The 14,195-nt window shown below is 60.5% G+C and carries 14 protein-coding genes and 1 tRNA gene; 9 read left to right on the top strand and 6 right to left on the bottom strand.

Annotated features, from left to right (window positions below):
• Positions 1-8 precede the first annotated feature (8 nt).
• The 9 genes from tolB (at position 9) to nadA (ending at position 6,974) form a co-directional block, all read left to right on the top strand.
• Positions 9-1,289, top strand: coding sequence for a Tol-Pal system beta propeller repeat protein TolB (tolB, locus tag FX984_RS13005; RefSeq protein WP_043293513.1), 1,281 nt, complete (start codon positions 9-11; stop codon positions 1,287-1,289).
• Between the two features lie 55 nt (positions 1,290-1,344).
• Positions 1,345-1,845, top strand: coding sequence for a peptidoglycan-associated lipoprotein Pal (gene pal, locus FX984_RS13000; RefSeq protein WP_003209827.1), 501 nt, complete (start codon positions 1,345-1,347; stop codon positions 1,843-1,845).
• A gap of 6 nt (positions 1,846-1,851) precedes the next feature.
• Positions 1,852-2,688, top strand: coding sequence for a tol-pal system protein YbgF (gene ybgF, locus FX984_RS12995; protein ID WP_027605544.1), 837 nt, complete (start codon positions 1,852-1,854; stop codon positions 2,686-2,688).
• Positions 2,689-2,851: 163 nt separating this feature from the next.
• Positions 2,852-3,499 (top strand): 7-carboxy-7-deazaguanine synthase QueE, encoded by a 648-nt coding sequence (gene queE / locus FX984_RS12990; protein WP_027605545.1) that lies wholly within the window; start codon positions 2,852-2,854, stop codon positions 3,497-3,499.
• Between the two features lies 1 nt (position 3,500).
• Positions 3,501-4,178 (top strand): 7-cyano-7-deazaguanine synthase QueC, encoded by a 678-nt coding sequence (gene queC, locus FX984_RS12985; protein ID WP_098478853.1) that lies wholly within the window; start codon positions 3,501-3,503, stop codon positions 4,176-4,178.
• Positions 4,179-4,241: 63 nt separating this feature from the next.
• Positions 4,242-4,317: transfer RNA gene (locus tag FX984_RS12980), tRNA-Lys, on the top strand.
• Positions 4,318-4,509: 192 nt separating this feature from the next.
• Positions 4,510-5,088, top strand: a complete 579-nt coding sequence (locus tag FX984_RS12975) for an NAD(P)H-dependent oxidoreductase (protein ID WP_115487172.1) — start codon at positions 4,510-4,512, stop codon at positions 5,086-5,088.
• Positions 5,089-5,250: 162 nt separating this feature from the next.
• Entirely contained in the window at positions 5,251-5,634 is a 384-nt protein-coding gene (locus FX984_RS12970) for a MerR family transcriptional regulator (protein WP_092358396.1), read from the top strand.
• Between the two features lie 281 nt (positions 5,635-5,915).
• On the top strand, positions 5,916-6,974 hold the full coding sequence (nadA, locus tag FX984_RS12965; protein ID WP_027605549.1) for a quinolinate synthase NadA: 1,059 nt from the start codon (positions 5,916-5,918) through the stop codon (positions 6,972-6,974).
• 75 nt (positions 6,975-7,049) lie between these two features.
• On the opposite strand, the gene FX984_RS12960 is transcribed toward nadA, so the two are convergent.
• The 6 genes from FX984_RS12960 to gcvH all read right to left on the bottom strand — a co-directional run bounded on the left by FX984_RS12960 (position 7,050) and on the right by gcvH (position 14,191).
• Positions 7,050-7,538, bottom strand: coding sequence for an RDD family protein (locus FX984_RS12960; protein ID WP_027605550.1), 489 nt, complete (start codon positions 7,536-7,538; stop codon positions 7,050-7,052).
• A 94-nt stretch (positions 7,539-7,632) separates the two neighbouring features.
• Positions 7,633-7,845 (bottom strand): cold-shock protein, encoded by a 213-nt coding sequence (locus FX984_RS12955; protein ID WP_014339904.1) that lies wholly within the window; start codon positions 7,843-7,845, stop codon positions 7,633-7,635.
• A gap of 393 nt (positions 7,846-8,238) precedes the next feature.
• The gene (gene gcvT, locus FX984_RS12950) at positions 8,239-9,363 is read right to left on the bottom strand and encodes a glycine cleavage system aminomethyltransferase GcvT (RefSeq protein ID WP_027605551.1); all 1,125 of its coding nucleotides are present in this window, start codon (positions 9,361-9,363) and stop codon (positions 8,239-8,241) included.
• 39 nt (positions 9,364-9,402) lie between these two features.
• Positions 9,403-10,779, bottom strand: coding sequence for an L-serine ammonia-lyase (locus FX984_RS12945; protein ID WP_154905348.1), 1,377 nt, complete (start codon positions 10,777-10,779; stop codon positions 9,403-9,405).
• A gap of 177 nt (positions 10,780-10,956) precedes the next feature.
• Positions 10,957-13,797: an aminomethyl-transferring glycine dehydrogenase gene (gene gcvP / locus FX984_RS12940; protein WP_108574753.1), complete on the bottom strand. Its 2,841-nt coding sequence runs from the start codon at positions 13,795-13,797 to the stop codon at positions 10,957-10,959.
• Between the two features lie 10 nt (positions 13,798-13,807).
• Entirely contained in the window at positions 13,808-14,191 is a 384-nt protein-coding gene (gcvH, locus tag FX984_RS12935; protein WP_027605554.1) for a glycine cleavage system protein GcvH, read from the bottom strand.
• Positions 14,192-14,195: the final 4 nt, after the last annotated feature.

Genomic DNA, 14,195 nt, shown 5'->3' with positions numbered 1-14,195 from the left:
TTCGAGGAATGCTTGTCGTTATTTGCTGTATGGCAGGGATAGCGGCGGCGGATGAAAAGAACATCCTGGTCACCAGCGGCAGCGATCGGGCTACCCCGATCGCGGTAGTGCCGTTTGGCTGGCAGGGCGGCAGCGTGCTGCCGGACGACATGGCCCAGATCGTCAGCGACGACCTGCGCAACTCCGGTTACTACGCACCGATTCCGAAAGGCAACATGATCAGCCAGCCGACCCAGGCCAGCGAAGTCATCTTCCGTGATTGGAAAGCGGTGGGCGCGCAGTACCTGATGGTCGGCAGCATCACGCCGGCCGGCGGTCGCCTGCAGATCCAGTACACCTTGTTCAACGTGGCCACCGAGCAGCAGGTCCTGACCGGCAGCGTATCGGGTACCGCCGAACAACTGCGCGACATGGCCCACTACATCTCGGACCAGTCGTTTGAAAAGCTCACCGGTATCAAGGGCGCGTTCTCGACACGCCTGCTTTATGTAACGGCTGAGCGTTTCTCCGTAGACAACACTCGCTACACCCTGCAGCGTTCGGACTACGACGGTGCGCGGGCAGTGACCTTGCTGCAGTCCCGTGAGCCAATCCTGTCGCCGCGCTTCGCGCCGGACGGCAAGCGTATTGCCTACGTGTCTTTCGAACAGAAGCGTCCGCGTATCTTCGTCCAGCACATCGATACTGGCCGTCGTGAGCAGATCACCAACTTCGAAGGCCTCAACGGTGCACCGGCCTGGTCGCCGGATGGTTCGCGCCTGGCATTCGTACTGTCCAAGGACGGCAACCCGGACATCTACGTGATGAACATGGCTTCGCGTCAGATCAGCCGTGTGACCAGCGGTCCTGGTATCAACACCGAACCGTTCTGGGGCAAGGATGGTTCGACCATCTACTTCACCTCGGACCGCGGCGGCAAGCCACAGATCTACAAGACCAGCGTTGGCGGTGGGGGCGCGGAACGCGTGACCTTTATCGGTAACTACAACGCCAATCCTAAGCTTTCGGCTGATGAAAAGACGTTGGTGATGATTCACCGTCAGGATGGTTTCACTAATTTCCGGGTTGCGGCCCAGGATTTGCAGCGTGGAACGGTAAAAATCCTCACAGATACCAACCTTGATGAGTCAGCTACTGTTGCGCCCAACGGCACCATGGTAATCTACGCCACCCGCCAGCAGGGCCGGGGAGTCTTGATGCTCGTGTCCATTAATGGACGCGTAAGGCTCCCGCTTCCTACCGCACAAGGCGAAGTCAGAGAACCGTCCTGGTCCCCTTACCTGAACTGACGCGGCGCTACAAAAAGAAGTACTTAACACACTGGGGTTCATTAGGAGTTTCACGATGGAAATGCTGAAGTTTGGTAAGTTTGCTGCTCTGGCTCTGGCTCTGTCCGTAGCCGTTGGTTGCTCGTCTAAAGGCGGCGACAATGCCGGTGAAGGCGCAGCTGTTGATCCAAACGCTGGTTACGGCGCTAACACTGGTGCAGTTGACGGCTCCCTGAGCGAAGAAGCTGCTCTGCGCGCTATCACCACTTTCTACTTCGAATACGACAGTTCGGACCTGAAGCCAGAAGCCATGCGCGCTCTGGACGTTCACGCGAAGGACCTGAAAGCTAACGGCGCTCGCGTTGTTCTGGAAGGTAACACTGACGAACGTGGTACTCGTGAGTACAACATGGCACTGGGCGAGCGTCGTGCGAAAGCCGTTCAGCGCTACCTGGTACTGCAAGGTGTTGCTCCAGGCCAACTGGAACTGGTTTCCTACGGTAAAGAGCGTCCAGTTGCTACTGGCCACGACGAGCAGTCCTGGGCTCAAAACCGTCGCGTCGAACTGCGTAAGTAATTCGTCATGCGAACGTGCCGTCGTGCTCTAACTGTATTGGCTCTCAGCCTCGCCCCGCTTGCGGTGTGGGCTGCGGTTCCTGTGGAAGACAGCAACTCTGGCTATAACAATAGCGGGAGCAGCTATCCGCCAGCGGGTTATGGCACGAACGGCGCCTATGCTGGGGGGGCGGCTACGTCCGCTCCCTCGGCACAGGGCGAACTGTTCAACCAGCTGCAACGCATGCAGGATCAATTGGCGCAGCAACAAGGCACCATTGAAGTTCTGCAAAATGAGGTGCGTCAGCTGAAGCAGGAAGGCCTGGAGCGTTACCAGGATCTTGATCGACGTATAGGAGCCGGTGTTACACCTGCCGCTACTCCTGATAATTCTTCTGCCGGTGGCGCGCCCAGCGCGGCTATCGGTGGTGCAGCAGCAGGGGCCGCCGCTGCGAGCCAAGCCCCTGCCGCCAGCAGTGAACCGGGTGATCCGGCGAAGGAAAAGCTGTATTACGATGCAGCCTTCGACCTGATCAAGGCCAAGGATTTCGATAAGGCCAGCAAAGCCTTTACCGCCTTCCTGGGCCGCTACCCAAACAGCCAGTACGCGGGCAATGCCCAATACTGGTTGGGCGAGGTGAATCTGGCAAAGGGTGATCTGCAGGGGGCGGGCCAGGCATTTGCCAAGGTCAGTCAACTGTACCCCAAGCACGCCAAGGTGCCCGACTCGCTGTATAAACTCGCTGACGTAGAACGCCGCCTGGGTCATACCGACAAGGTCAAAGGCATTCTGCAGCAGGTCGTAGCCCAGTATCCGGGTACCTCCGCTGCACAGTTGGCCCAACGGGATCTGCAACGCTTGTAAGCGATGCAGCCGTTTAGAAGAAACCCGCGCCTGGCGCGGGTTTTTTCGTTAGAATCCACGCCCTTTTATGACACACGCTTCCTGGGGCCTACGCGTTGGCGGGGTTCCTTGAAGTGCCTGACGGAGGCGGACAGCCTGTTTAGCTGTTACGCCCGTGGCGACTATGCAAGACACATTACGCATCACCGAAGTTTTTTACTCGTTACAGGGTGAAACGCGAACCGCTGGCCTGCCCACGGTTTTTGTGCGCCTGACCGGTTGCCCCTTGCGTTGCCAATACTGTGACAGCGCCTACGCCTTCAGTGGCGGCACCGTGCGCACCCTCGAAGACATCCTGGAACAGGTTGCCGGCTACCGGCCCCGCTACGTCTGTGTAACGGGTGGCGAGCCCCTGGCCCAGCCCAACGCCATCCCCTTGCTCAAACAGCTGTGTGATGCCGGTTACGAGGTCTCCCTGGAAACCAGCGGGGCCCTGGATATTTCCGCTGTAGACCCGCGTGTCAGCCGAGTGGTTGACCTCAAGACGCCGGGCTCCAAGGAAGTGCATCGCAACCGCTACGAGAACATCGAACTGCTGACGCCCAACGATCAGGTCAAGTTCGTGATTTGTTCCCGTGAAGACTACGACTGGGCCAATTCCAAGCTGATCCAGTACGGCCTTGACCGCCGTGCCGGTGAGGTGTTGTTCTCTCCCAGCCACCACGACCTGAACGCGCGCGATCTGGCCGACTGGGTGGTTGCCGATAACCTGCCCGTACGCCTGCAATTGCAGCTGCATAAATATCTGTGGAACGACGAACCGGGGCGCTGAGATGACTGATCAAAAGCGCGCGGTCATCCTGCTGTCCGGTGGCCTCGACTCCGCGACGTTAGTGGCCATGGTTCGCGCCGAAGGTTACAGCTGTTACACCATGAGCTTCGACTACGGCCAGCGTCACCGCGCCGAGCTGGAGGCCGCCGCCCGTGTTGCCCAAGACCTGGGCGTGGTCGAACACAAGGTGATTGGCCTGAACCTCGACGGCATGGGGGGCTCGGCCTTGACCGACAGCACTATCGACGTCCCGGAGGCCCCCACCCAAGGCATCCCGGTCACCTACGTACCGGCACGCAACACCGTGTTCCTGTCCCTGGCCCTGGGCTGGGCGGAGGTTCTGAATGCGCGGGACATCTTCATCGGGGTTAATGCCCTTGATTACAACGGCTACCCGGACTGCCGCCCGGAATACGTCGAGTCGTTCGAACGCATGGCCAATTTGGCGACAAAAGCCGGGGTAGAAGGGCAGGGTTTCCGGATCCAGGCACCGCTGCAAAACCTGAGCAAGGCCGCTATCGTGAAGGCTGGCGTAGGACTTGGTGTCGATTACGCGCTGACAGTTTCCTGCTATCAGGCAGACGATGACGGCCGTGCCTGTGGGAAATGCGACAGCTGCCGACTGCGTGCAGAGGGCTTCCAAATGGCCGGAATTACGGACCCGACGCGTTATTTCTGATTTATTTCAAATAAGGTGTTGAATAATCCTTAGAAATCAGTATTATACGCGCCACCACACAGCGGGTCGTTAGCTCAGTTGGTAGAGCAGTTGGCTTTTAACCAATTGGTCGTAGGTTCGAATCCCACACGACCCACCATTTTTGGCGGTTTAGAAAATCCGGAAGGCCCACGCAAGTGAGGATTTCCGGGTTTTTTTTTGCCCGCGATTTGGTGCTTACCTGCCGGTGCGCAATGCACCCAAGCTATACCAGCATTTGGCAAACCTCCCTGTTGACTCTCCTGTTACGGGCACACCCTATCCTGCCCGCTCGACTTTTCAGGATGAAGTGATGATGAGCAAGCGAGTACTGGTGATTCTGGGGCACCCCTCAACCGACAGTTTCTGTGGGGCATTGACCGACACCTATGTGAAGGCGGCCACGGAGGCCGGGCACGATGTGCGTCTGTTACGCCTGGATGCACTGCGGTTTGATCCAGTGCTGCACGATGGCTATAAACAGGTTCAGTTGCTGGAGCCCGATCTGCTCAAGGCCCAGGCCGATATCACCTGGGCTGAGCACCTGGCGTTTATCTATCCCATCTGGTGGGGCGGAATTCCGGCCCTGATGAAAGGCTTCTTCGATCGGATATTCCTTCCCGGATTTGCCTTCAAGTACCGCGAAGGCAAAGCCTTTCCCGACAAGCTTTTGAAGGGGCGCACGGCTCACCTGCTGGTCACGATGGATACCCCGCCGTGGTACTACAAGTGGGTCTACTGCATGCCGGGCCTGCACCAGATGCGCAAGACTACCCTGGAGTTCTGCGGCATCAAACCATTGAAGACCCTCACGTTCGGGCCGATCCTCGGTTCCGGCGACTCCCAGCGCGAAGCCTGGCTCAAGCAAGCCCAGGCTATCGCTTGCCGCTGACATAGCCGTTGCACAGCATCGCCTTGCAGCAGGCGATGCCGGCTTTATCCCTGCCAAGTACACTGCCTTTTGCCACCTTCGGGTTTCCGACCCCGTAGACATGTGTGAAGATGCGGCGCGCCAAAGTGCTCTCCCCACTCTTGTGCCAAAAAAGGACTTTTCATGTATATCGGCAAAGCCGCCCAGCTATCGGGCACTACCGTCAAGACGATCCGCCACTATGAAGACATTGGCTTGCTGCCGCCGCCTGTACGCGAAGGTAAGTATCGGGTCTATAACCAGCAAGGCGTTGAGCTGTTGACGTTCATCAAGTGTGCTCAGCAGCTGGGTTTCAAGCTTAAGGAAATGCAGGCGATTCTTCAGGACCACCGGGGCCTGGAGCTGCCGTGGGATTTGGCCAACCAGGCCATTGCCGATAAAAAGCTCGAGCTGAAAGCCCAGATCGAAGGGCTGCAAAACATCTACGACGGTCTTGAACAGTTCGAAAGCAACCTCAAGGACGCCCGGTACCAATGCCAGTTTGAGCCTCTTTCCAAAACGGTCTGAACGAACTTGCTGCATGAACTCTGCCCGCTGACGGCTATGTGCTTGAGGTGATTTCTGAAGGCGGGGGAGACCCAAGGTACTATTGCGGTTTTTTAATCGACAGGCGCACGCGTCAAAGCCAGATTAGGCTTTTGAAACCATTGGATATTCTGTAGCCTTGCGCAGCTTCACCTTTACCCGTGCTTGATGAACACAATCACTTCGTCCGGCGGCGCCCGAAGGGCTCCAGAGCCGGTGGTACACTCGACTTTCGCGCTACTGCGCCTGCAGGTCTTGCGAACATGACGCACATTTCCGAACGCCTACTGGTTCAAGCCCACCTCGACGCCAAGCAGCCCAAGGCCCTCAGCGCCGAGGAAGAGGCGAGCCTGCGTGCCGCCATTGCTGCCGAGCTCAAGGCTCAGGACGCGGTGCTGGTTGCCCACTTCTATTGCGATCCGGTGATCCAGGCCCTGGCCGAAGAAACCGGCGGCTGTGTCTCCGACTCCCTGGAAATGGCCCGCTTCGGCGCAGCCCACCCGGCCAAGACCGTACTGGTCGCCGGTGTACGTTTCATGGGCGAGACCGCCAAAATCCTCACCCCCGAAAAACGCATCCTCATGCCGACCCTGGAAGCCACGTGCTCCCTGGACCTGGGGTGTCCGGTGGATGAGTTTTCGGCGTTCTGCGACCAGCATCCCGAGCGCACCGTGGTGGTGTATGCCAACACTTCGGCGGCGGTCAAGGCCCGGGCCGATTGGGTGGTGACCTCCAGCTGTGCGCTGGAAATCGTCGAAAGCCTGATGGACAACGGCGAGACCATCATCTGGGGCCCGGACAAGCACCTGGGTACCTACATCCAGCGCCAGACCGGTGCCGACATGCTGCTGTGGGACGGTGCGTGCATCGTCCACGAGGAGTTCAAGTCCAAGCAGTTGGAAGACATGAAGGCGCTGTACCCGGACGCAGCGATCCTGGTGCACCCGGAATCGCCGACCTCGGTAATCGAACTGGCCGACGCGGTGGGCTCCACCAGCCAGTTGATTGCGGCGGCACAGCGGCTGCCGAACAAGACCTTCATCGTGGCGACCGACCGCGGCATCTTCTACAAGATGCAGCAGCTGTGCCCGGACAAGGTCTTCGTCGAGGCGCCCACGGCCGGTAACGGCGCTGCGTGCCGCAGTTGCGCGCACTGCCCGTGGATGGCAATGAATACGCTGGAGCGTACGCTGCAGTGCCTGCGTGAGGGCAGTAATGAGATATTCGTCGAGCCGTCGGTGATTCCGCACGCCGTGCGACCGCTCAAGCGCATGCTGGATTTCACCCAGGCGGCGCGCCTGAAGCTGGCGGGTAACGCCTGAATCGAGGCGAGCTCGGTTGAAAATGTGGGAGGGGGCAAGCTCCCTCCCACATTTTGATTTCGTTCAGGCAGCGGTTTATTTCTTTTGCTTCGGGATGCGCACCAACTGCGTATCCGAGTAGATGTCATGCCAGCTGCGTTTGTGCTTGTCGAACAACGACCAGACAAACCCCAGCCCCACGCATAACCACGACGCAATCGACACTACAAAGCGCAACAGCGCCTGCCACAGGCTGATCCGCGAGCCGTCGGCGTTTTGCACGCGCACGCCCCAGACCTGCATGCCCAGGGTTTGCCCGGAATGGGTCCAGAACTTGGCAAAGAAACCAAACAGCACAAACAACAGAATCGTCGACAGCAGCGGGTCACCGTCCAGTGCGCCGGATTCGGTGAGGGTGCGCATCCTGGCTTCGCCCACGAACGCGATCCACACCAGCTTGTAGATAAACGCGGTGACGATCAGCAGCGCGGTGCACAACAGGAAGTCATAGAACATCGCTGCCAGGCGACGGCCCAGGCCAACGGCGGGGAACTCGCCTTGGGGACTCAGCAAGGGTTTGGACATGGCAGGGCTCTCAGAGGAAAAAAATCATTTTACGGAATAGCGCCCATAAAAAAGCCCCTGATGTCATGTCAGGGGCTTTTTGTCGCAGGAAGGATCAGCCTTCTGCTTGTACTTCGTCAGCCTGCATGCCTTTCTGGCCTTGAACTGCAACGAAGGTGACCTTCTGGCCTTCCTTCAGGCTTTTGAAGCCGTTGCCTTGAATAGCGCGGAAATGCACGAACAGATCCGGACCGCTTTCTGGAGTGATAAAACCAAACCCTTTCTCGTCGTTAAACCACTTGACGGTACCGCTCTGACGATCAGCCATTTTCTTATTTCCTTGACGCTAAAAATTAATGACAGCCCCTTTCACATGAAAGAGTACTGGGCTGGGTTGCAGGAAAGTAAGAGACGTCGAACGGGTTGTAGCACAACTACTTCAGCTACTGCCCAGGTCCAGGTTCCAAGCGACCCATGCAAACACAGTGGGCAAACTCTACGCCAACTAATGGAGAAAAAACAAGCCCTGGCAAAAGCCCAGGTTTTGCTCGGCCGCATGACACTTCGTTGAATAATGTGAAACCGACTTATTCGATAGAATGGGTCACTTGTTATAGGTTAATTCCTATAATAATGCCTATCGTTGCTGCACTGTTTTATGGCGGTTGCGTTACAGATTAGTGCACGTTAACGCAACCGCGTTACTTATAGGAACAGTCAATCAGCCACGATAGTAACGTTGCGGCACAAATGGCATTTTGCTTACACGAAGTGGCACTTTTTTCCCACGCACCAACGCAGAGACTTCGGTGTCCAGTGCGGTGAATGCGCTGTCCAGGTAACCCATGGCCAGTGGGCCACCCAGGCTCGGGCCAAAGCCACCGCTGCACACGCTGCCGATCACGCTGCCGTGTTCGTCGACGATCTCTGCGCCTTCACGTACAGGTGTGCGTTCCTGGGGCAGCAGGCCTACTCGCTTGCGGCTTACACCGGTTTGCTGCTGGGTGAAGATGCGGTCGGCACCCGGGAAGCCACCGGCACGCGCACCGTCGGTGCGCCGGGCCTTGGAGATTGCCCACAGGAGGCTGGCTTCGATCGGGGTGGTCTCGGTGTTCATGTCGTGGCCGTACAGGCACAGGCCGGCTTCCAGGCGCAGCGAGTCACGGGCGCCCAGGCCGATGGCCTGCACTTCGTCCTCGGCCAGCAGGCTGCGCGCCAGGCTTTCGGCGCTGGCGGCAGGCACGGAGATTTCAAAACCGTCTTCACCGGTGTAGCCCGAGCGGCTGACGTAGCAGTCCACGCCCAGCAGGCGCACCGGGGCGAATTGCATGAAGGTCATCCGGGTGACTTCCGGGGCCAGGCGCGCCAGTACCTTCACCGCAGCCGGGCCTTGCAGGGCCAGCAGCGCGCGTTCTTCGAACAGCGGCTCGATGCTGCACTGCTCGCCGATATGCTGGCGCAGGTGCGCCAGGTCCTGGTCCTTGCAGGCCGCGTTGACTACCAGGAACAGTTCGTCGTTACCCAGGTTCGCCACCATCAGGTCGTCGAGGATGCCGCCCTGGTCATTGGTGAACATGGCGTAGCGCTGCATGCCGACCGGCAGGTCGATGATGTCGACCGGTACCAGGGTTTCCAGGGCCTTTGCGGCATTGGCGCCGGTCAGGCGGATCTGGCCCATGTGGGACACGTCGAACAGCCCGGCCTGTTCACGGGTGTGCAGGTGCTCCTTCATCACGCCCAGTGGGTATTGCACCGGCATGTCGTAGCCGGCGAAGGGCACCATGCGTGCACCCAGCTCGAGGTGCAGGGCGTGCAATGGGGTTTTCAACAGGGTTTCGGTGGACATGTTCAGCTCCTGAAAAACGTGCCGGCGCGCCTTTAGGCGTCAGCACTCGATAATGTTGACCGCTAAACCGCCACGGGCGGTTTCCTTGTATTTGCTTTTCATGTCGGCGCCGGTCTGGCGCATGGTGCGGATGACCTTGTCCAGCGAGACGAAGTGTTGCCCGTCGCCACGCAAGGCCATGCGCACCGCATTGATGGCCTTCACCGAGCCCATCGCATTGCGCTCGATGCAGGGCACCTGCACCAGGCCGCCAATCGGGTCGCAGGTCAGGCCGAGGTTGTGTTCCATGCCGATCTCGGCGGCGTTTTCCACCTGGGAAACCGTACCGCCCAATACTTCGCACAACGCGCCAGCGGCCATGGAACAGGCCACGCCGACTTCACCCTGGCAACCGACTTCGGCACCGGAGATGGAGGCGTTTTCCTTGTAGAGAATGCCGATGGCGGCGGCGGTGAGCAGGAAGCGCACCACGCCGTCTTCATTCGCGCCAGGGATAAAGCGCATGTAGTAATGCAGCACCGCCGGCACAATCCCGGCCGCGCCGTTGGTGGGCGCCGTGACCACGCGCCCGCCGTTGGCGTTTTCTTCGTTGACGGCCAGGGCGTACAGGTTGACCCAGTCCAGCACCGACAGCGGGTCGCGCAGGGCCGACTCCGGGTTCTTGCACAACTGGCGATGCAAGGCGGCGGCACGACGCTTGACCTTCAGGCCGCCGGGCAAGATGCCTTCGTTGCGACAGCCGGCTGCCACGCAGTCCTGCATCACCTGCCAGATCTTCAACAGGCCGGCACGGGTTTCCGCTTCCGGGCGCCAGGCGCTTTCATTGGTCAGCATCACCTGGCTGATGGACAGACCGTAGGTGGTGCAATGGCCGAGCAAGTCCTTGGCATGCTTGAACGGGAACGTCAGTGGGGTGGCGTCTTCGACGATCCGGTCGGCGCCGGCGGCGTCTTCATCCACCACAAAACCGCCGCCCACCGAGTAGTACTCGCGGCTGCGGATCTGGATGCCCGCCGCATCAAAGGCACGAAAAATCATGCCGTTGGGGTGGTAGGCCAGGGGTTTGCGAATCATCGCCAGGTGTTCTTTCTCGTTGAACGCAATGCTGTGTTCGCCGAGCAGGTTCAAGCGGCCATCGCCGCGCGTCTGCGCCAGGCGCGTGGCCACGGTTTCGGTGTTCACGGTGTCCGGGTGTTCGCCTTCCAGGCCGAGCAGCACGGCCTTGTCGCTGCTGTGGCCTTTGCCGGTGGCGCCGAGGGAGCCATAGAGTTCCACCTTGATGCCGGTGGTGGCGCTCAGCAGATTGTCACGCTTGAGGCCTTCGACGAATCGAGCGGCCGCGCGCATGGGGCCGACGGTGTGGGAACTGGAGGGGCCGATGCCAATCTTGAACAGGTCGAACACGCTTAAGGACATGAGTTGTTCTCCGGTTTCTTGTTATGTATTGGGTGTACTCGGTCAATGTGGGAGGGGCGGTGCGACGATTCGACTTGCCCCCGATAGCGGTGGGTCAGTAGAAAGTTCTGGTGACTGACACACCGCTATCGGGGGCAAGCCCCCTCCCACATTTTTGACCGCGCTCAGCCAGTCGGGTTATGCGTAGCTCTCGATCGACGGGCACGCACACACCAGGTTGCGATCACCAAACACATTGTCGACCCGGCCAACCGGTGGCCAGTACTTGCCTTCGATCAACGAAGCGACCGGGTACACCGCTTGTTCACGGCTGTATGGGTGGCTCCATTCGCCAACCAGTTCCGCCGCGGTATGCGGTGCGTTTTTCAGCGGGTTGTCGTCCTTGTCCAGGGTGCCGTTTTCCACCGCGCGGATTTCTTCGCGGATGGCGATCATCGCGTCGCAGAAGCGGTCCAGTTCTTCCTTGGACTCGCTTTCGGTCGGCTCGATCATCAGCGTGCCGGCCACCGGGAACGACATGGTCGGGGCGTGGAAGCCAAAGTCGATCAGGCGCTTGGCCACGTCATCCACGCTGATGCCGCTGCTGTCCTTCAGCGGGCGCAGGTCGAGGATGCATTCGTGCGCCACCAGGCCATTGCTGCCGGTGTACAGCACGGGGTAGTGCTCTTCGAGGCGACGGGAAATGTAGTTGGCATTCAGTATCGCCAACTGCGACGCGCGCTTGAGGCCTGCGCCGCCCATCATGCTGATGTACATCCAGGTGATCGGCAGGATGCTTGCACTGCCGAACGGTGCCGCACACACCGCGCCTTCCTTGCGCGCCATGGCCGCGTGGCCGGGCAGGAAGGGCGTGAGGTGGGACTTGACGCCAATCGGGCCAACACCCGGGCCGCCACCGCCATGGGGGATGCAGAAAGTCTTGTGCAAATTCAGGTGGGACACATCGCCGCCGAACTTGCCCGGTGCGCACAGGCCAACCATCGCGTTCATGTTGGCGCCGTCGATGTACACCTGGCCGCCGTTGTCGTGGATGATCCCGCAGATTTCGCGGATACCTTCCTCGAACACGCCGTGGGTGGACGGGTAGGTAATCATCAGCGCGGCGAGGTGCTCACGGTGCTCGATGGCCTTGGCGCGCAGGTCTTCGATGTCGACGTTGCCACGGGCGTCGCAGGCGGTAACCACCACACGCATGCCGGCCATGTTGGCGGTGGCGGGGTTGGTGCCGTGGGCCGACGATGGGATCAGGCAGATGTCACGACGTGCTTCGCCACGGCTCTGGTGATAGGCACGGATGGCCAACAGGCCGGCGTACTCGCCCTGGGAACCGGCGTTCGGCTGCAGGGAGATCGCGTCATACCCGGTGGCCGCGCAGAGCATGGCTTCCAGGTCGGAGGTCAGTTGCAGGTAGCCGGCGCTTTGCTCGGCCGGGGCGAACGGGTGCAGGGCACCGAACTCGGCCCAGGTCACCGGGATCATTTCACTGGCGGCGTTGAGCTTCATGGTGCACGAGCCCAGCGGGATCATGGTCCGGTCCAGGGCCAGGTCCTTGTCCGCCAGCTTGCGCAGGTAGCGCATCAGCTCGGTTTCCGAGTGATAACGGTTGAACACCGGATGGCTGAGGATCGGTGACTGGCGCAGCAAGGCGTCGGGCAGGCGGCTGTCCACCGTGGCGTTGACGTCCGGCAGGGCTTTGCCATTGGCAAAGATCGCCCACAGGGTTTCGATATCGGCCTGGGTGGTGGTTTCGTCGACCGACAGCCCAACCCGCTCGGCGTCCACCACGCGCAGGTTGATGCGCTGGGCGCGGGCCTTGTCGTGCAGCGCAGCGGTGTCGGCGCCGGTGTGCAGGGTCAGGGTGTCGAAGAAGTGTGCCTGCTCGACCTTGAGGCCCAGGGCGGTCAGGCCCTTGGCGAGCATCGCGGTCAGCTGGTGAATGCGCTTGGCGATCTGGGTCAGGCCCTGGGGCCCGTGGTACACGGCATACATGCTGGCGATGTTGGCGAGCAGCACTTGCGCGGTGCAGATGTTGCTGGTGGCTTTCTCGCGGCGGATATGTTGCTCGCGGGTCTGCATGGCCAGGCGCAGGGCCGGCTTGCCGAAGCGGTCTACCGACACGCCGACCAGGCGCCCCGGCATGTCGCGCTTGAACGCATCCTTGGTGGAGAAGTACGCCGCGTGCGGGCCACCGAAGCCCAGCGGCACGCCGAAGCGTTGCGCGCTGCCGATGGCCACGTCGGCGCCGAACTCACCCGGCGGGGCCAGCAGGGTCAGGGCCAGCAGGTCGGCAGCCACGGCCACCAGGGCGTTGGCGGCATGGAAACGCTCGGTCAGCGCGCGGTAGTCGAACACGTCACCGTTGCTGGCCGGGTATTGCAGCAGGGCGCCGAAGAACCGGCTGACATCGGTCAGTTCGCGCTCATCGCCGACCACCACGTCGATGCCCAGCGGCTCGGCACGGGTGCGCAGTACGTCGAGGGTTTGCGGGTGGCTGTGGACCGAGGCGAAGAAGGCGTTGCTGCCCTTGTTCTTGCTCAGGCGCTTGCAGAAGGTCATGGCTTCGGCGGCGGCGGTGGCTTCATCGAGCAGCGAGGCGTTGGCGATCGGCAGGCCGGTGAGGTCGCTGATCAGGGTCTGGAAGTTCAGCAGCGCTTCCAGGCGGCCTTGGGAAATCTCTGGCTGATAAGGTGTGTAGGCGGTGTACCAGGCCGGGTTTTCCAGAAGGTTGCGCAGGATCGGCGACGGCGTATGGCAGTTGTAGTAGCCCTGGCCGATGTAGGTCTTGAACAGTTGGTTCTGGCTGGCGATGGCCTTGATCCTGGCCAGGGCCTCGGCTTCGCCCAGGCCGTCTTCCAGGCCGAGCACGCTGGTGCCCTTGATGCTCTCCGGGATCACGCTGGCGCTCAGGGCTTCCAGGGAATCGAAGCCCAGGCTGGCGAGCATCTGCTGCTCATCTTCCTGGCGCGGGCCGATGTGGCGGGCGATGAACTCATTGGCGGTGCTGAGATTGATGGTCATGGCGCGCTCCTCAGGCTTCGGCGTTGGCTTTGATCAGACGGTCGTACGCGTCCTGATCCAACAGTTTAGCGACTGCCCCGGCATCGGCCGGTTTAAAGCGGAAGAACCAGCCTTCGCCCAGCGGGTCTTCGTTGACCAGTTCCGGGCTGCCATCGAGCTTGGCGTTCACTTCCAGCACTTCACCGTCCAACGGCATGTACACGCCGCTGGCGGCCTTGACCGATTCAACCGTGGACGCTTCTGCGCCCTTGTCATAGGCCTGCAACTCCGGCAGTTGCACGAACACCACATCACCGAGCGCGTTCTGCGCGAAAGCGGTGATACCCACGGTGACGCTGCCGTCAGCTTCGGCGCGCAGCCATTCGTGATCTTCAGTGAAACGCAACTCGCTCATGGAA

The sequence above is a fragment of the Pseudomonas marginalis genome, assembly GCF_008692035.1.
Lineage (GTDB): Bacteria > Pseudomonadota > Gammaproteobacteria > Pseudomonadales > Pseudomonadaceae > Aquipseudomonas > Aquipseudomonas marginalis.
This window is presented reverse-complemented; position numbering and strand designations above follow the sequence as displayed.